The organism is Pseudomonas paralactis (assembly GCF_001439735.1).
Lineage (GTDB): Bacteria > Pseudomonadota > Gammaproteobacteria > Pseudomonadales > Pseudomonadaceae > Aquipseudomonas > Aquipseudomonas paralactis.
Window position 1 is genome coordinate 179,292 of record NZ_JYLN01000008.1, and the last position, 18,113, is coordinate 197,404.

The following is an 18,113-nucleotide window of genomic DNA, read 5'->3' on the forward strand; positions in this document are numbered from 1 at the left end:
GCCCGAAGAATAATCACGCACGCTCCTAACGGACCAACCGCGCAATTCCTACCGCCCCCATCGACGCTTGCATCACTGTGTGCACCTTTATGCCCAGACACTCTCTTCGTATTCTTTTGGTGGAGGATCACCCTTTTCAACTGCTGGCCACCCAGTGCCTGCTCAAAAGCTTCGGTTTCGAGCAACTGACACCCGTGGAAAATGCCGAGCAGGCCATACACACGATGAGCCGGTCCGAACCCCCCTTCGACCTGATGCTGTGTGACCAATGCCTGCCTGACCTGCCGGGGCTTGAACTGATCGAAATCGCCCACCGCCAGCGCTTTATCACCGGCGCCATTCTGTTAAGCAGCTTACCCATGCAGGAATTGATCAACCTGAGCAGACAAGCCGTGCAACGACATCTTCCACTCCTGGGCTACTTATCCAAGCCCCTGAACAAAGATGAGCTGGAGAGGTTACTCGGTTAACCTTAACCCCCTCATGTAGGAACTTAAACATTATCTTCAACGAAAAGCGCTATAAGGGCCGTCGCAAAATCCAAGGCCCTGTTTGTGGGTGCCGCCAGCTTTAAATTATTGATATGCCCTGTAACGCTCCCCTAATAACTTGTAGGCCTTTGCCTTATTAAATGTAGGATCTTTCCTGTTTTGCATTTACTCCGTGTGAGCTTCATGCTGCGCCCGCATCTTCTGAGCTAATGTGCCCGCTTTATTTGCACCAGCATGGAATGTGATTATGAACTCAGTTTTTATTATCGATGACCACCCTGTAATCCGGCTTGCCATTCGAATGTTGCTGGAGCATGAGGGCTACAAGGTCGTCGGCGAAACAGACAATGGGTGCGATGCGATACAGATGGTCCGCGAATGCCTTCCCGACCTGGTGATTCTCGACATCAGCATTCCGAAACTCGACGGCCTTGAGGTGCTGTGCCGATTCAACGCCATGAACACCTCGATGAAAACCCTGGTGCTCACGGCCCAATGCCCCACGCTGTTTGCCACGCGATGCATGCGCTCGGGTGCCGAGGGCTATGTGTGCAAGGAAGGTGACTTGAGCGAGTTGCTGAGCGCCATCCGCGCAGTTCTGTCCGGCTACAACTACTTCCCCAGCCAGGCCTTGAACGGTCCCGGAACGGAAGGCATGGATGTACAAGAGCTGGAGCTGTTCAAGACAGTCAACGATCGGGAACTGATGGTCTTGCAACTTTTTGCACAAGGGCGCACTAACAAGGAAATAGCCAAAGGCATGTTTTTGAGCAACAAGACTGTCAGCACTTATAAAAAGAGGTTAATGCAAAAACTCAAAGCCAAATCCTTGGTAGAACTCATCGAGATGGCAAAACGAAACGCGCTAGTGTGAGAAAGCGGATGCCCAGGCGTATAAAGGACTATCTGATTATATTGAGTGCCGGTCTGTACTTCAGCACTGCCGTGCTCGCAGAGCACCAAACAAACCCGGAACGCTTCACCTTATTGAGTCGTGCGGGAGCCGTTCAACTCGGCACTCATTTTGACAAGGCTCAGCGCCAGTGGCTGCAGAACAAACGCGAACTGGTGCTGGGCACCTCCACGCCCGATTACCCGCCATTCGACCTGACATCCAGTGGCTACGATTATGAAGGGCTGACCGCCGATTACGCAGGTTTGTTGGCCAAGGCACTCTCCTTGCCGGTCAACGTAATGCGCTACCCGTCCCGGGATGCAGCCATTCGAGCCCTGGAAAGCGGGGAAATCGACTTGCTGGGCTCATCCAACGGCTTTGAGGCTGCGACACCTAACCTTATCCTCTCTGAACCCTACGCCGTGGACCAGCCGGTACTGGTCACCCGCGAAGGAGAAACCCGCAGCCTCAATGAGGGCCTGGACGGGCTGCGCTTGAGCCTTGTGTATCATTACCTGCCGCTCAATGAGGTAGAAAAGCTATACCCCAAGGCCGTCATTCGCGCCTATCCCTCTTATCAGAACGCCTTGAATGCAGTGGCCTTCGACCAGGCGGATGTGTTTCTGGGTGACACCATTTCCACCCACTACATGATCAACAAGGGCTATCTCAAAAATATCCGCATGGCCAATTTCGGCAAGCATGAGGCCTATGGTTTCAGCTTCGCCATGCGTGAAGATAACCGCGTGCTGTTGAGCATTGTCGACGCGGTACTGGCAGCAGTCCCCATCAGCGAACGAGACAGCATCGCCAAACGCTGGAGCGCCGGCAGCGATATCCTGCTCACCGACAAGAAACTGCAATTGACCCAACGCGAAGAGCGTTGGCTTAAAGAGCATCCGGTGGTCAAGGTGATCGTCAATGAAACCTTCGCACCACTCACGTTCTTCGACGCCGACGGTAACTTTCGCGGTATTACCGCCGACCTTCTGGAGTTGATTCGCCTGCGCACCGGCCTACGCTTTTCAGTTGAACGCGGGCGTGACGTCAAGGCGATGATTGATCAGGTCACGGGCCAGAACGTCGATATGATCGGGGCCATTGTGCCGAGCAACGCAAGGGACTCGCAGCTCAATTTCAGCCGCCCCTACCTGGAAAATTCCTACGTATTGTTGACCCGCAAGGAGCCAGGGGCTTCCGCGAACATCGCGCAAATGGCAGGAAAGCGCCTGGCGATCACCCAGGGCAACCCCTTGGTCGAGACCTTGACCAACGACTTTCCCCAGGTCCACCTGGTCGAAACCAGTGATACTTTCAGGGCATCGGAGCTACTCGCACAGGGCCAAGTGGACGGCGCGGTGAGCACACTGGTGATCGCCAACTACCTTTTGTCTTCCAAGGCGTTTCAGGACAAGTTGCAGATCAGCGCCAGCATCGGCACTACGCCGGCAACTTACACCCTGGCGACATCGCGCCACGCCACGGAGCTGAGCTCAATCCTCGACAAGGCGCTGCTCAGCATCGCCCCGGATGAAATGGGCGTGATCAACAGTCGCTGGCGGGGCTACACCGCTGCGTCCGACAGCTACTGGCGCAACTACCATCAATTGATCTCTCGAATCATCATCGGCACCGGGCTGTTGCTCCTGATTTCACTGACCTGGAACGCCTACATGCGGCGCCAGATACAACACCGCAAAATGGCCGAACGGGCCCTGAACGACCAATTCGAATTCATGCGCGCGCTGGTCAATGAAACGCCCCATCCAATCTACGTGCGTGACCGCAACGGCCTGCTGCAAACCTGCAACGACAGCTACCTGCAGGTATTCGACGTCAAACGCGAAGACGTGATCGGCAAAAGCGTCACCCAGATCAGCATGGCCCTGGAGTCGGAGGCGGCGCAGTACCATGCCGACTATCTGCGCGTTGTGGCTGAGGGTATGCCGCTGATCCTGGATCGCACATTGCACATCCACGAGCGCAAACTGACGATCTATCACTGGATCCTGCCGTACCGTGACTCCACAGGCGAAGTCCAGGGCATCATCGGCGGCTGGATCGACATCAGCGACCGACGCCAGTTGTTTGATGAGCTACGCGCCGCCAAAGAGCGCGCCGATGAGGCCAATCGCGCCAAGAGCACGTTCCTTGCCACCATGAGCCACGAGATCCGCACGCCCATGAACGCCGTGATCGGGATGCTCGAACTGACGCTCAAGCGCGCCGATCAAGGGCATCTCGACCGCCCGGCCATTGAAGTGGCGTACAACTCGGCCCGGGATCTGCTGGAGTTGATCGGCGACATTCTGGACATCGCGCGTATCGAGTCCGGCCGTCTCAGCCTGGCGCCTGAGCGCGTCAACCTGCGTGAGGTGATTGAATCGGTGGTGCGTGTCTTCGACGGTCTGGCCCGCCAGAAAACCCTCAGCCTGCTGCTGGAGTTCAAGCCCGACCTGAACGATATCGAAGTGCTGATAGACCCTCTTCGCTTCAAGCAAGTGCTGTCGAACCTGGTGAGCAACGCGATCAAGTTCACCGAGCAAGGGCAGGTGAAGATCAAAGTGGAAGTACAGCCGACCCAGGCACCGGAGCAGATCGAGCTCAAGCTGGTGGTGGAGGACACCGGCATCGGCATCAGCAGAGAGGATCAACTGCGTTTGTTCGAACCCTTTGCCCAAGCGGACAACTCCGGTCAACTGGCCAGGAGCGGCGCGGGGCTGGGGCTGGTGATCTGCCGCAGCCTGTGCGCCATGATGGGCGGCCAGTTGAGCCTGAGCAGCGTGCCCATGGTAGGCACCCAGGTGCACGTCAACCTGAGCGTACCCCGCCTGCAAACGATCACGGCGGTGGGTGAGCAACAGCCCGAAACGCCGGCCGCCACTCGGGTGCTGAATGTATTGGTGGTAGACGACCACCCGGCAAACCGCCTGTTGATGTGCCAGCAACTGGGTTACCTGGGTCATCAATTCACTGCCGCCGAGCATGGTGCGGCAGGGTTCCAGGCCTGGCGCAAGGAGCATTTCGACCTGGTGATCGCCGATTGCAACATGCCCATCATGAATGGCTATGAGCTGAGCCGTTCAATCCGTGAGTATGAACAACGCGAGCAGTTGGTACCCTGCGTGGTGCTGGGCTTTACCGCCAACGCCCAGCCAGAGGAAAGACAACGTTGCGTGCAGGCCGGCATGGATGACTGCCTGTTCAAGCCCATCAGCCTGACCGTACTGGAACGGCAACTGGCGCAAATCGTGCCTAAATCTGCAAACCAACGCCTGGACCTCGAATGCCTGCAAGCGCTGACCGGCGGCGACCCGCAATTGAGCCGACGCCTGCTGGAAGAGCTGCTGAGCAGCAGCCGTGACGACCGTCAGGCGCTTATCAAGCTATTGAACCGACAGGCCCCACCTCAGGAAATCATCGAGCAAGCCCACAAAATCAAGGGCGCGGCCCGTATCGTTCAGGCCCATTCATTGGCTGGGCAATGCGAAGCGCTGGAGCAAACCTGCGCTCGCAAAGAAGAGTGGGCAACCATTGAAACCGGCATCAAGGCGCTGGAGCACCTCATGCTGGAACTGGAACGGATGCTGCAGGTTCAGCTTGCCGAGCTGCAAGACCAATAATCACCCACACCCGAAGCCGCAGGAGCGAGTCACTCGCTCCTGCACATCCATACCCTGGCCCCTGTTCAGCAGTCGGTCAGCCGCAGGAAAATCGCCGCCAGCCGTTCAATCCCTGCCTGGTCCTGAGCTGTAAAGCGGGCCAGTGAGGGGCTGTCGAGGTCAAGCACGCCAATCAACTGACCGTCTTTGACCAGTGGCACCACCAACTCACTGTTCGAGGCGCTGTCACAGGCAATATGGCCTGGGAACGCATGCACGTCCTCCACCCGCTGGGTTTGTCGTGAAGCCGCAGCGGCGCCACATACGCCACGACCGAACGGGATGCGCACGCAGGCTATCTGACCCTGGAACGGCCCAAGCACCAGCTCTTCATTGCGATTAAGGTAAAAGCCTGCCCAGTTCAGGTCATCAAGCTGGTTGAACAGAAACGCAGAAAACTGTGCACTGTTGGCAATAAAGTCACGTTCATCAGCCAGCAATGACTCCAGTTGCGCACACAGCATGGCGTAGCCATCGAGACCGCTGCCGGCCTGTTGTAAATCGATCATGGTTGACGTTCCAGCAATTTAAGACCTACCCAATAACGGGCAAATTGATAGGCACAACGGCCATTGCGGTTGCCGCGCCCTGTGGCCCAGCGCACCGCGAGTACATCAAGCTGCTCATCGCGCTGCCACTGCAAGCCGGCCTTGCCGGCCAACTCGCCGATCCAGTGTTCTACCACATCCAGGAAATGCTCCTGGGAAAATGGATAGAACGACAGCCACAAGCCGAAACGGTCCGACAAGGCAATCTTGTCCTCTACTGCCTCGCTCGGGTGCAACTCGCCATCCACCCGTTTCCAGTTGTCGTTGTCGCTCTGGTTCTCCGGCACCAGATGGCGGCGGTTGGACGTGGCATACAGCAGCACGTTTTCCGGCGCCTGCTCCAGGGAACCGTCCAACACGCTTTTGAGCACGCGATAATCGCCTTCGCCGGCTTCGAACGAGAGGTCATCGCAAAACAAAATGAAACGCTGCGGCAGTTTTATCAACTGCTCGACCACACGGGGCAGGTCAGCCAGGTGGTCACGTTCGATTTCGATCAAGCGCAGGCCCGCCGTGGCGTGCTGAGCCAGCAAGGCGCGTACCATAGAAGACTTGCCAGTACCGCGAGAACCCCACAGCAGCGCATGGTTGGCAGGCAGGCCATCGAGGAACTGCTGGGTGTTACGCGCCAATTGTTCCCGTTGCTTGTCGACGCCAATCAAGTCCGACAGGCGCATATCCAGACTGACTTCCAACGGTAACAGAAAGCCACTGCGGCCTTCGCGCTGCCAACGAGCAGCCAGGCATTGGCTCCAGTCGATGGCTTGGCGCGGGGCCGGCAATAAGGGTTCCAGGCGAGCAAGTACGGCGTCGGCCCGCTCAAGGAAGGCACTCAATCGAGAATCCATGATTATTCCTCTGGCAAGTTCTTGTAAAAGATGGCGTATTGGCAACCCTGCGGCAGACCGCGTGAGGCTGCGTCAAAAAACGATTCGTGCCCGGCAAGCTGAAGCTTGGGGATGTTCAGCTATGCTTGCCGAGCGAAAGGAAACGTGAAGTGGTTCAACACTCGATGGATATCAAGTTCGCCCACCGCTTGTCTTATAAACAAGCCAGATTGACTGTGCTGGTCGGTTTCGTGTTGGGAACCTTGCTCAGCCTGATCCAAATCGGCATTGATTATGCCAGTGAAGACGCATCCATCAACCGTGAAATACGCTCACTGATTGAAATCAGCCATAACCCCGCGTCGCGCATCGCCTACAACATCGATGCCGAACTCGCCCAGGAATTGACCCTGGGCCTGCTGCACTCCCCTGCCATCACCCGTGCGCAGCTGATCGACAACAATGGCGCGGTGCTTGCCGACGTCAACCGCTCGCGCAAAGACAGTAACTATCGCCCGCTCAGCGATTTTCTGTTTGGCGCCAATCGTCAGTTCGAGGACCGACTGTTTCTCGGCCATATGCCCAACGAATCCCTCGGTGTATTGCGCCTGGATGTCGATACCTATGCCTTTGGCAGCCGTTTCCTGCATCGCGCCGAGATCACCCTGCTCAATGGTTTTGCCCGCAGCCTGCTGCTGACCGGGATCTTGCTGGGCTTATTCTACGTAATGCTCACTCAACCGCTGGTACGTATTATCCGAGAATTGAGTAGCCGCAAACAGGCACGCCTGGATTGCCCACCTGGGCATGAGCACGACGAAATCGGTGTATTGGTCGACGTGGCCAACCAGCAATTTGAAAACATGCAAACCGAGATCCATCAGCGGCGTCACGCCGAGGACCGCCTCACCGAATACCTGGGCCAACTGGAGAATATCGTTTCGGCGCGCACCCTTGAACTCAAGGCCAGCAACCAACGCCTGAGCCAATCCAACGATGAACTGGAAGCAGCCAGGATGACCGCGCTGGGTATGGCGCAGGCGCGGGCCGCGTTCCTGGCCAATATGAGCCATGAAATCCGTACGCCGCTCAATGGTTTGCTGGGGATGATTGCACTGTCGCTCGACAGCCCACTGAATGCCGAGCAGCGCCAGCAACTGTCGATCGCCCATGACTCGGGCAAAGTGCTGGTTGAATTACTCAACGATATTCTTGACCTGTCCAAGTTCGATGCCGGCCAGTTGGAACTGGAACATATCCCCTTCGACCTGGGCTCACTGGTGGAAGACACCGCCAACCTGCTGTCGCAGAACGCGGCGCCAAGTGTCGAACTGACGTGCCTGATTGATCCACAGTTTCCCGCCCAGGTTATAGGCGACCCGACCCGCGTGCGTCAAATCGTCAGTAATCTGCTTTCCAATGCGTTGAAGTTCACCCGCTTCGGCCGAGTCGATGTGCGCCTGCGTGCCCTGGAAGGCCGGGTCAATATTGAAGTCTGTGATACCGGCATCGGTATCGCCCAGGAAGCCCAGGCGAGGATCTTCCAGCCCTTCACCCAGGCCGGCGCGGGCATCACCCGTCAATTTGGCGGTACGGGTTTGGGACTGGCCTTGACCCGCAACCTGTGTGAAGCCATGCAAGGCCGCTTGAGTATCAGCTCGGAGGTGGGCTTTGGCAGCCAGTTCAGCGCCGACCTCCCGCTACCCACCCATTTGCCTGCCACGCGCTATGCCCCCCTCGCAGGTGATGTTATCGCCATCACCTATGCCGGTGGCGGGTTGACGGAACTGCTCACCACCCTGCTGCCCTCTTGGGGGCTGACGCCAAGGTGTTATTCCCAGGACGATGACTTGAGCACGCTGGCCCCTGACCTGTTGATTACCGACTGCCCTGAATGCCTGTTCCGCTTGCGCCCGGCAATCAGCGCGCCAATTCTGCTGGTCACCGCCTATGGCAACTTCATGCCCAGCGAAGAAGTCGCGGCCCTGGCGCCACTGCAGCAACAGGCACGCCCGTTGAGCCGTAACGCGCTGTACCAGATCCTGCAACGCAACCTGCGCAGCAGTACGCAACCGATCCTCGACCCGATCCAGATGGAAGCCGCGCCGCTGGCTCACCGTGCACGCATCCTGCTGGTGGAGGACAACGCGGTCAATCAGCTGGTGGCCAAAGGGATGCTCAGCAAGCTGGGGTGTGAGGTGATTGTGGCCGCCCATGGTGGGGAGGCGCTCAAGCTGCTTGAGGACCAGCGCTTCGATATGGTGTTGATGGACTGCAACATGCCGGTGATGGACGGCTACGAGGCCAGCCGGCAAATTCGCCGCAGCGGGCGCTGGCCGGACCTGCCCATTGTCGCCTTGACCGCCAACGCCCTGTCCGAAGAGCGCGAGCGTTGCCGGGCGGCAGGCATGAACGATTACCTGGCCAAGCCGTTTCGCCGCGAAGAACTCCATGCGCTGCTGGAGTTGTGGGTGCCGACAACGACCAGCCTCTGAGGCTACGCGTTCACTTGAGCAGGGCTTCGATCTCCAGGCTCAGGTCCTGGGGCTTGGTCGTTGGCGCAAAACGCTTGACCTGCTTGCCGTCGGGGCCGATGAGGAACTTGGTGAAGTTCCATTTGATGTTCCTGGAGCCCAACAGCCCCGGAGCCTGCTTTTTCAACTGTACGAACAGCGGGTGGGCATCGCTGCCATTGACGTCAACCTTCTTGAACAGCGGAAAACTGACGCCGAAGTTCAGCTCGCAGAACTCGGCTATCGCGCCTTCATTACCCGGCTCCTGCTTGCCGAACTGATTGCAGGGAAACCCCAGCACCACCAGGCCCTGGTCCTTGTAGCGCTGCCAAAGCTGCTCCAGGCCCTTGTACTGGGGGGTGAAGCCACATTTACTGGCGGTGTTGACCACCAAAATGGCTTTGCCGGCGAAATCGGCCAGGGTCTTTTGCTCACCCTTGATGGTGGTACAAGGGATGCTCAGCAGAGAGTCGCTCATGGCAATGCCTCAAGTCAGGGAAAGAAGAGCCTTATCGTAGGAGCGAGCTTGCTCGCGAAAAACTATCAGGCGCCGCGTTCATTCAGGAAACCCGCGTTATCGTTGACGTTTTTCGCGAGCAAGCTCGCTCCTGCAGGGACCATGCAAGCCTAGCGCGGCACCAGGTCCAGGCACACCGAGTTGATGCAGTAGCGCAGGCCCGTCGGCGGCGGGCCATCGGGGAACACATGCCCCAGGTGTGCGTCGCACTTGGCGCAGGTGACTTCGGTACGAATCATGCCGTGGCTGACGTCACGGATCTCGATCATCGCGCTGTCGGCAATCGGCTCATAGAAGCTTGGCCAGCCGCAGCCGGAGTCAAACTTGGCAGTGGAATCGAACAGCGGCTCGTTGCAGCAAATGCAGTGGTACACGCCGTCGGTCTTGGTGCCGTTGTACTTGCCGCTGAAAGGCCGTTCGGTGCCCTTGAGACGGCACACGTTGTACTGCTCAGGGTCGAGCATGGCCTTCCACTCATCAACGGTTTTCTGCAACTTTTCCATCGGTACACCTCGGCAACTGAAAAACCCTGATCTGTGTCTTTTCCGTGGATCAGGCGGCACGTATGATTGCGCCTCTTCAAAACGCCAGTCTGGCACCCGCGCCATCGGCATTCAAACGTATTTATGGGGGCGAACCGCGCAGAGTTCACCCTACGGTAGTGCCTACGCCGTCTGAATCGTTCATTTTCAGGATCACATCGCCATGCAGGTCAGCAAATCGAACAAGCTCGCCAACGTCTGCTACGACATTCGCGGCCCAGTGCTCAAGCACGCCAAGCGCCTGGAAGAGGAAGGCCATCGCATCCTCAAGTTGAACATTGGCAACCCGGCGCCGTTTGGTTTCGAAGCGCCGGACGAAATCCTCCAGGATGTAATCCGCAATCTGCCGACCGCCCAAGGCTACAGCGACTCCAAGGGCCTGTTCAGTGCGCGCAAGGCGGTGATGCAGTACTACCAGCAGAAGCAGGTCGAAGGTGTCGGTATCGAAGACATCTACCTGGGCAACGGCGTTTCCGAGCTGATCGTGATGTCGATGCAGGCGCTGCTCAATAATGGCGATGAAGTGCTGGTGCCGGCACCTGACTATCCGCTCTGGACCGCTGCCGTGACCCTGGCTGGCGGCCATCCGGTGCATTACCTGTGCGATGAAGGCGCCGACTGGTTTCCGGACCTGGCCGACATCAAGGCCAAAATCACCCCCAACACCAAGGCCCTGGTGATCATCAACCCGAACAACCCCACTGGCGCCGTGTACTCCAAAGAAGTGCTACTGGGCATGCTTGAACTGGCACGCCAGCACAACCTGGTGGTGTTCTCCGACGAGATCTACGACAAGATCCTCTACGATGACGCCGTTCACATATGCACCGCCTCCCTGGCCCCGGACCTGCTGTGCCTGACCTTCAACGGCCTGTCCAAGTCCTACCGCGTGGCGGGCTTTCGCTCCGGCTGGATCGCCATCTCCGGGCCCAAGCATAATGCCCAGAGCTACATCGAAGGCATCGACATGCTGGCCAACATGCGCCTGTGCGCCAACGTGCCGAGCCAGCACGCCATCCAGACCGCCCTCGGCGGCTACCAGAGCATCAATGATCTGATCCTGCCCCAGGGTCGCCTGCTGGAGCAGCGCAACCGCACCTGGGAGTTGCTCAACGCGATCCCCGGCGTGAGCTGTGTGAAGCCCATGGGCGCGTTGTATGCGTTCCCGCGGATCGACCCGAAAGTCTGCCCGATTCTCAACGATGAGAAGTTCGTGCTCGACCTGCTGCTGTCGGAAAAGCTACTGGTGGTTCAGGGTACTGCGTTCAACTGGCCATGGCCGGATCACTTCCGCGTGGTGACGTTGCCACGTGTGGATGACCTGGAAATGGCCATCGGTCGCATCGGCAACTTCCTGAAATCCTATCGCCAGTAAGGAATTGACGCTGTACGACTCACATTGGGTCGTACAGCGATTATCTGGCAACACTTCTTTCTCGCTTACGTGCGGTGGTCATTCACTTAACCCCTGCCAGAGGCCTGCCCCCTATAATCACGGGGCGCCAAGGTAAAATCACGCCGGTCATGGCCGACAATACAGGTCGGAAAATCCCTTCAGGGCCTTACGTTCAAGCTGTAGGACACAGTTTGAAATAGTCGCTCGGTTGAATCACCCCATGCGGCACCTTATATACCCCGCAGTACGCGACATATTAAGCATGAGGAGAACCTTACAACCATGATGCGCATCCTGCTGTTCTTGGCCACTAACCTGGCGGTCGTGCTGATTGCCAGCATCACCCTGAGCCTCTTCGGCTTCAACGGGTTCATGGCGGCCAACGGGGTTGACCTGAACCTCAATCAGCTGTTGGTTTTCTGTGCGGTCTTTGGTTTTGCCGGCTCGCTGTTCTCGCTGTTCATCTCCAAGTGGATGGCGAAAATGAGCACCAGCACCCAGGTCATCACTCAACCCCGCACTCGCCATGAACAATGGCTGATGCAAACCGTGGAGCAGCTATCTCAAGAAGCAGGCATCAAAATGCCCGAAGTGGGGATTTTCCCTGCTTATGAGGCCAATGCTTTCGCCACCGGCTGGAACAAGAACGACGCGCTGGTGGCCGTAAGCCAGGGCCTGCTGGAGCGTTTTTCGCCCGATGAAGTCAAGGCGGTGCTGGCCCACGAGATTGGTCACGTGGCCAACGGCGACATGGTTACCCTCGCACTGGTACAGGGCGTAGTGAACACCTTCGTGATGTTCTTTGCGCGGATCATCGGCAACTTCGTCGACAAGGTTATTTTCAAGAACGAGGAAGGTCGCGGCATCGCCTACTTCGTGGCGACCATCTTCGCCGAGTTGGTGCTGGGCTTCCTGGCCAGCGCGATCACCATGTGGTTCTCGCGCAGACGCGAGTTCCGCGCAGATGAAGCCGGCGCACGCCTGGCGGGCACCAGCGCAATGATCGGCGCGCTGCAACGCTTGCGCTCCGAACAGGGCCTGCCGGTGCATATGCCGGACAGCCTGACCGCCTTTGGCATCAACGGTGGCATCAAACAGGGCATGGCACGCCTGTTCATGAGCCACCCGCCGCTGGAAGAGCGGATCGACGCGCTGCGTCGTCGGGGCTGATACACCGGCCATACAAAAAAGGGGCGATTGAATCGCCCCTTTTTCGTGGCCGCAATTTACCGCTTGGTCAGCCGGTAAACACGCTCATCAAGGCGGGTAACGCCGTCTGCCTTGAATTTGCTGCTTTCACTCAGAATGTCCCGCTCTTGTAGCGTGACCACCTTCCAACGCGGGCCCAGCAGCGACTGCACTTCCTTATCCGGGACAGCGAAAGGCGGGCCAGCCCTTTGCGCCTGGTCGTAGTCGACCGCGATCAGCAGCCCCTCACAGCCAGGAGCCAGCAGGGTATCGAGATGCTCGGTGTATCCCGGGCGCATTTGCTCCGGCAAGGCGATCAGTGCCGCGCGGTCATACAGCCCCGTGCAATCGGCCACGGCACGGGCGTCAAGAGCGAAGAAGTCACCGCACCACACTTCGATCAGGCCCGCTTGATACACCTTGAACAGGCCTTTTTGATCGATCCTGGGTGTGAGCCCCTGCTCGCTGAAGAACGCCTCAACGGCTTTATCCGAGACCTCCACGCCCATCACGCGGTGCCCGCACTCGGCCAGCCACTTCATGTCCAGACTCTTGCCACACAAAGGCACAAAGACCTTGGCGCCCTCGTCGAGGGCCAACGTTGACCAGTGCCGTTGCAAGTAGGGATTAACTTGAAACTGATGAAAACCGATCTGATTGGTTGCCCAGCGTTCCTGCCAAATTTTTGCTTCCATGCATCACCCTGAAAAAATCGATCAAAAGACACTAAATCTTATATTAGATCTCGATGAATGATCTGAATGAAGATAGCTGCATATTAATCTTCAGGACCCTCTTATGTTCCCCAGCCTGTTTATCTCCCATGGCTCCCCGATGCTGGCCCTGCAACCCGGCGCCAGCGGCCCGGCGTTACAGGCCCTGGCAGCCGCGTTGCCACGGCCCAAGGCCATCGTGGTGGTATCGGCGCATTGGGAAAGCCACGAGTTGCTGGTCAGTGGCAGCGCCACGCCCGAAACCTGGCACGACTTCGGCGGCTTCCCTCGTGAGCTGTTTGCTGTGCAATACCCTGCGCCGGGTGACCCGAAGCTGGCGAATGAAATCGTCGAGTTATTGCAGGCTGACGGTCTGAATGCACGCGCCGATAACCAACGGCCCTTCGACCATGGCGCCTGGGTGCCGCTGTCGTTGATGTACCCGGCGGCGGATATTCCGGTGGTGCAAGTCTCCCTGCCAAGCCGCATGGGCCCGGCGTTTCAAACCCGGGTTGGACATGCCCTCTCCAGCCTGCGCGAGCAAGGTGTGCTACTGATCGGCTCCGGCAGCATCACCCATAATCTCGGCGAACTGGACTGGCGCGCCGGGCCGGAAACTATCACGCCGTGGGCGCAAGCCTTTCGCGATTGGGTGGTCGACAAACTTGCTGCCGACGACGAAACAGCCTTGCATGACTATCGCCTCCAGGCTCCCCATGCAGTGCGCAGCCACCCCAGCGACGAGCATTTGTTGCCGCTGTACTTCGCGAGAGGTGCCGGCGGTGATTTCAGCGTGGCGCATCAGGGCTTCACCCTGGGAGCCTTGGGCATGGACATTTACCGCTTTGGCTGACGCAGGTGCACAGCCTGAAATTGCAGGCAAAAAAAATCCCCGAACCAGTCGGGGATTTTTTATGTGCGATCAATCAGCCCAGAGGCGGATCAATCTTCGCGGTAGCGACGCAGTTTGAGCTGCTTACCGGCAACGCGAGTGTCTTTGAGCTTGGCCAGCAGTTTTTCCAGGCCGTCTTCCGGCAGCTCCACCAGGGAGAAGCTGTCACGTACCTGGATGCGACCGATGGCTTCACGCGCCAGGCCACCCTCATTGAGGATAGCGCCCAGCAGGTTCTTGGCAGCGATACCGTCACGCGCACCCAGCGCGGTACGGCAACGAGCACGACCTTCAGCCAATGGAACCGGAGCACGACGCTCACGATCGCCACGGTCTGGACGGTCGCCGGAACGCTCTGGACGATCACCGCGCGGTGCGTTGTTCGGCACCAGTGGGCGCTCTTTCTCGATGGCAGCCAGGGTCAGGGCTTGACCGTTGGTCGCTTTGCGCAGCAGCGCGGCAGCCAGGGCACGCGGGGTGCAACCGATATCGGCGGTCAGGCGGTCCAGCAGGTCGCCGTGGGTCGATTCAGCGTCAGCCACCAAAGGCGCCAGGCTGTTGGTCAATTTCTTGATGCGAGCATCGAGAACGGCCTGGGCATCCGGCAGACGCACTTCGGCAACTTTCTGACCGGTTACGCGCTCGATCACTTGCAGCATACGGCGCTCACGCGGAGTCACCAGCAGCAGAGCACGACCTTCGCGACCCGCACGGCCGGTACGGCCGATACGGTGAACGTAGGACTCCGGATCGTACGGCATGTCAACGTTGAACACGTGGGTGATACGTGGAACGTCGAGGCCACGGGCGGCAACGTCGGTCGCCACAACGATGTCCAGTCGGCCATCCTTGAGGGAGTCGATCACGCGCTCACGTTGGTTCTGGGCGATGTCACCGTTCAGCGCAGCGGCTTTATAGCCTTTGGCTTCCAGGGCACTGGCCAGGTCCAGGGTCGCTTGCTTGGTGCGCACGAACATGATCAGGGCGTCGAAGTCTTCGACTTCCAGCAGGCTCAATACAGCCGAGGTCTTCTGGTCAGCGTGAACCAACAGGTGAGCCTGTTCGATCGCGGTAACGGTCTGAGTCTTGGTCTGGATCTTCACGTGTTGCGGATCGCGCAAGTGGCGTTCGGCAATGGCACGGATCGACTGCGGCAGGGTAGCCGAGAACAATACGGTCTGACGGGTGGGTGGCAGAGCCTTGAAGATGACTTCCAGGTCATCCATGAAGCCCAGCTTCAACATTTCGTCGGCTTCGTCCAGAACCAGGTGGTTCACGGTCGACAGGACTTTCTCGTCACGACGCAGGTGGTCGCACAGACGGCCCGGGGTGGCGACAACAATCTGCGCGCCGTTACGGATAGCCTTGAGTTGTGGGCCCATCGGCGCACCGCCGTAAACGGCCACAACGGTTACGCCTGGCATTTGCTTGGCGTAAGTTTCAAAAGCGGTTGCTACTTGCAGCGCCAACTCTCGGGTTGGCGCCAGGATCAGGGCTTGCGGCTCGCGCTTGGCAGGATCGATGCAATGCAGAATAGGCAGAGCGAACGCGGCGGTTTTACCGGTACCGGTTTGCGCCTGGCCAATCATGTCCTGGCCGGCCATGATGATCGGGATCGATTGCTGCTGAATAGCCGAAGGTTCTTCGTAGCCAGTCGCGATGACGGCGGCGAGAATGTTCGGGTTAAGATTAAAAGCGGCGAAGCCGCCGGTTTCCTGGGTCATGGGTCTGCCTCTAAGTGCATCCGCAAAGACCCATGCTCCAAAGCTGCGCATGCCGTGTTGAGACTCAAGAGTCGCCCTGGCTGCTTTGTCGGCGGGGATTTGCGAAAACGAATGAATGAAAAAGATTCGTCAAGGGAGAGTCCGCTGTGCGGACGTGCAGCCGAAGCTGACTTCGGGGAATTGCGCTACCTAAACGCGGCCCGGTTAAAGGCCGGCGCGCACTATACCGGAAATAGCTGAAAAAGGGAGCTTTTTTTATCGCGGCGCACTGATAAACCGCGCTGCGTCGCGGGCTTTGCAGATCTGTGCGCCAGGGTCTATTTTTCAAAGGCCCGGCCCTGCTGGTCATTAAGCTTAAACGGTTCACCCACTCATTCAGGCCCTTTGGTCTGAAACCCTACCCGCGCCCGAGGGCACACCCGATGAAACAAGCCAGCAGCAGCCGCGTCAGCCGTGCACTTGAGGGCCATGTTCTGTTGCTGGGCCTGGACCGCGTGGCCAAGCGCAATGCCTTCGACCTGGATTTACTCAATGAGCTGAGCCTGGCCTATGGCGAATTTGATCGAAACGATGACGCCCGGGTGGCCGTGGTATTTGCCCATGGCGATCACTTTACGGCGGGGCTGGACCTGGCCAATGTCAGCGGCGTAATGGCGGGTGGGTGGCAACCGCCGCTGGGCGGATGCGATCCGTGGGGCGTATTCGCAGGCCCCAGGGTCAGCAAACCGGTGATCGTCGCAGCCCAGGGCTACTGCTTGACCATTGGTATCGAGTTGATGCTGGCGGCGGATATCAACCTGTGCGCCAGCAATACACGCTTTGCACAGATGGAAGTGCAACGTGGGATCTTTCCGTTTGGCGGCGCGACATTGCGCTTTCACCAGATCGCCGGCTGGGGCAATGCGATGCGCTGGTTGCTGACCGGAGACGAGTTCGACGCCCATGAAGCCCTGCGTCTGGGCCTGGTACAGGAAGTGATGGCCAGTGAAGACCTGTTGCCCCGAGCCATCGAACTGGCCAACCGCATTGCCCGTCAGGCGCCGCTTGGCGTACAGGCGACGTTGATGTCGGCACGCCTGGCGCGTATGGAGGGTGAGGCTGTCGCAGCTGCCGCGCTGCCGCCCATGGTGGATAAACTGCTCAACAGCGAGGATGCCAAGGAGGGGGTTCGGGCGATGGTCGAGAAGCGGCCTGGGGTGTTCAAGGGAATTTGAACGAACTGAATTAGCCGTCGGCGGTGAGGGCCTCTTCGCGGGCAAGCCCGCTCCCACAGGCGATTGCATTTGAACAGAGCATGCAATTCAACTGTGGGACCGGGCTTGCCCGCGAAAGCATCCGAACCGGCAACTAAGTTGCTGGCCGAATCGCCTTGATCAACGGCTGCAACGAGTACCCCAATCGCGGCGCCAGGGCTTCGGCGCGGGCCGAAAGTGAGTTCAGATCCATCTCCTGATCCAGCTCCGAAGGCACCAACAAAATCACATTGCCCTCCTTCACCGGCAGTTCCCAGTAGTGCCGGTGATACAACCCACGCAGCAATGCCGCGCCCAGCGGTTTACCGTCATCGGTGGCCCACTGGTTGATCACCAGCCAGCCGCCGGGGTTGAGCTTCTTCTGGCAGTTTTCCAGGAAGGTCCAGGCCAGATGCCCCACACCGGGGCCGACATCGGTGTAGAGGTCGACGAAAATCAGGTCGGCCGATTCGGCGGTATCGAGCAATTGCAGCGCGTCACCCACGCGAATATACAAGCGCGGGTCGTCGTCCAGCCCCAGGTACTCGATGGCCAAGCGCGGTACATCAGGGCGCAGCTCAATGGCCTCGACGTCTTCCAGCGGCAGAAACCTGAGGCACGCCTGGGTCAACGTGCCAGCGCCCAACCCCAGGAACAACGCGCTCTCCGGCTGCTCATGGCACAGCGCACCGATCAACATGGCGCGGGTGTAGTCATACTCCAGCCAGCTCGGGTCGGCGGTGAACACGCAGCTTTGCTCGATGGCGTCGCCGAATTCGAGAAAGCGGTAATCGGCTACTTCGAGCACACGGATCATGCCGAAATCATCATGGACTTCGGCCAGCAGGCGCTCGACACGCTCCTCGGTCATCATTACTCCTAAGGGGTTTACCGCTTGGCAAAGGCGCGATTGTCGGCCAAGCAGCAGCAACAGGTCACGCACTAATTGCTGATAACATTAGCGCCCCCCGTC

15 protein-coding genes are annotated in these 18,113 nt (G+C 58.6%); 8 read left to right on the forward strand and 7 right to left on the reverse strand.

Annotation, left to right across the window (positions count from 1 at the left end; genetic code table 11):
* Positions 1 to 89: 89 nt before the first annotated feature.
* From TX23_RS20405 to TX23_RS20415, 3 genes are all read left to right on the forward strand, one after another.
* Entirely contained in the window at positions 90 to 470 is a 381-nt protein-coding gene (locus TX23_RS20405; protein WP_057703752.1) for a response regulator, read from the forward strand.
* 268 nt (positions 471 to 738) lie between these two features.
* Positions 739 to 1,365 (forward strand): response regulator transcription factor, encoded by a 627-nt coding sequence (locus TX23_RS20410; protein ID WP_057703753.1) that lies wholly within the window; start codon positions 739 to 741, stop codon positions 1,363 to 1,365.
* Between the two features lie 8 nt (positions 1,366 to 1,373).
* Complete coding sequence (locus TX23_RS20415; protein ID WP_057703754.1) at positions 1,374 to 5,009, forward strand: transporter substrate-binding domain-containing protein; 3,636 nt, start codon at positions 1,374 to 1,376, stop codon at positions 5,007 to 5,009.
* 65 nt (positions 5,010 to 5,074) lie between these two features.
* Here the strand turns inward: TX23_RS20415 and TX23_RS20420 are convergent, their stop codons facing one another.
* Complete coding sequence (locus TX23_RS20420) at positions 5,075 to 5,557, reverse strand: GAF domain-containing protein (protein ID WP_057703755.1); 483 nt, start codon at positions 5,555 to 5,557, stop codon at positions 5,075 to 5,077.
* A complete protein-coding gene (locus tag TX23_RS20425; RefSeq protein ID WP_057703756.1) occupies positions 5,554 to 6,444 on the reverse strand; it encodes an ATP-binding protein in 891 nt (296 codons plus the stop codon). The genes TX23_RS20420 and TX23_RS20425 overlap by 4 nt, the downstream gene beginning before the upstream one ends.
* Before the next feature lie 164 nt (positions 6,445 to 6,608).
* Between TX23_RS20425 and TX23_RS20430 the strand changes: the two genes are divergently transcribed.
* A complete protein-coding gene (locus TX23_RS20430) occupies positions 6,609 to 8,918 on the forward strand; it encodes an ATP-binding protein (protein WP_057703757.1) in 2,310 nt (769 codons plus the stop codon).
* Between the two features lie 10 nt (positions 8,919 to 8,928).
* Here the strand turns inward: TX23_RS20430 and TX23_RS20435 are convergent, their stop codons facing one another.
* Positions 8,929 to 9,414: a glutathione peroxidase gene (locus TX23_RS20435; protein WP_057703758.1), complete on the reverse strand. Its 486-nt coding sequence runs from the start codon at positions 9,412 to 9,414 to the stop codon at positions 8,929 to 8,931.
* 149 nt (positions 9,415 to 9,563) lie between these two features.
* A complete protein-coding gene (gene msrB, locus TX23_RS20440; RefSeq protein ID WP_057703759.1) occupies positions 9,564 to 9,956 on the reverse strand; it encodes a peptide-methionine (R)-S-oxide reductase MsrB in 393 nt (130 codons plus the stop codon).
* Positions 9,957 to 10,158: 202 nt separating this feature from the next.
* On the opposite strand from msrB, the gene TX23_RS20445 reads away from it, so the two are divergent.
* Both TX23_RS20445 and htpX read left to right on the forward strand, forming a co-directional pair.
* On the forward strand, positions 10,159 to 11,370 hold the full coding sequence (locus TX23_RS20445; protein ID WP_003189906.1) for a pyridoxal phosphate-dependent aminotransferase: 1,212 nt from the start codon (positions 10,159 to 10,161) through the stop codon (positions 11,368 to 11,370).
* 303 nt (positions 11,371 to 11,673) lie between these two features.
* Positions 11,674 to 12,561: a protease HtpX gene (gene htpX, locus TX23_RS20450; RefSeq protein ID WP_057703760.1), complete on the forward strand. Its 888-nt coding sequence runs from the start codon at positions 11,674 to 11,676 to the stop codon at positions 12,559 to 12,561.
* A 56-nt stretch (positions 12,562 to 12,617) separates the two neighbouring features.
* Here the strand turns inward: htpX and TX23_RS20455 are convergent, their stop codons facing one another.
* The gene (locus TX23_RS20455) at positions 12,618 to 13,274 is read right to left on the reverse strand and encodes a thiopurine S-methyltransferase (protein WP_057703761.1); all 657 of its coding nucleotides are present in this window, start codon (positions 13,272 to 13,274) and stop codon (positions 12,618 to 12,620) included.
* A gap of 103 nt (positions 13,275 to 13,377) precedes the next feature.
* Here TX23_RS20455 and TX23_RS20460 point away from each other — a divergent pair, with 103 nt between their 5' ends.
* Positions 13,378 to 14,145, forward strand: a complete 768-nt coding sequence (locus tag TX23_RS20460) for a DODA-type extradiol aromatic ring-opening family dioxygenase (RefSeq protein ID WP_057703762.1) — start codon at positions 13,378 to 13,380, stop codon at positions 14,143 to 14,145.
* An 89-nt stretch (positions 14,146 to 14,234) separates the two neighbouring features.
* On the opposite strand, the gene TX23_RS20465 is transcribed toward TX23_RS20460, so the two are convergent.
* Complete coding sequence (locus tag TX23_RS20465; RefSeq protein ID WP_057703763.1) at positions 14,235 to 15,908, reverse strand: DEAD/DEAH box helicase; 1,674 nt, start codon at positions 15,906 to 15,908, stop codon at positions 14,235 to 14,237.
* A gap of 422 nt (positions 15,909 to 16,330) precedes the next feature.
* Here TX23_RS20465 and TX23_RS20470 point away from each other — a divergent pair, with 422 nt between their 5' ends.
* Positions 16,331 to 17,122 (forward strand): crotonase/enoyl-CoA hydratase family protein, encoded by a 792-nt coding sequence (locus TX23_RS20470; RefSeq protein WP_057703764.1) that lies wholly within the window; start codon positions 16,331 to 16,333, stop codon positions 17,120 to 17,122.
* Between the two features lie 133 nt (positions 17,123 to 17,255).
* Here TX23_RS20470 and TX23_RS20475 read toward each other — a convergent pair whose 3' ends face one another.
* Positions 17,256 to 18,011 carry a spermidine synthase gene (locus TX23_RS20475; protein ID WP_057703765.1) on the reverse strand — a complete coding sequence of 252 codons (756 nt, stop codon included), beginning with the start codon at positions 18,009 to 18,011 and terminating at the stop codon, positions 17,256 to 17,258.
* Between the last annotated feature and the right edge of the window lie 102 nt (positions 18,012 to 18,113).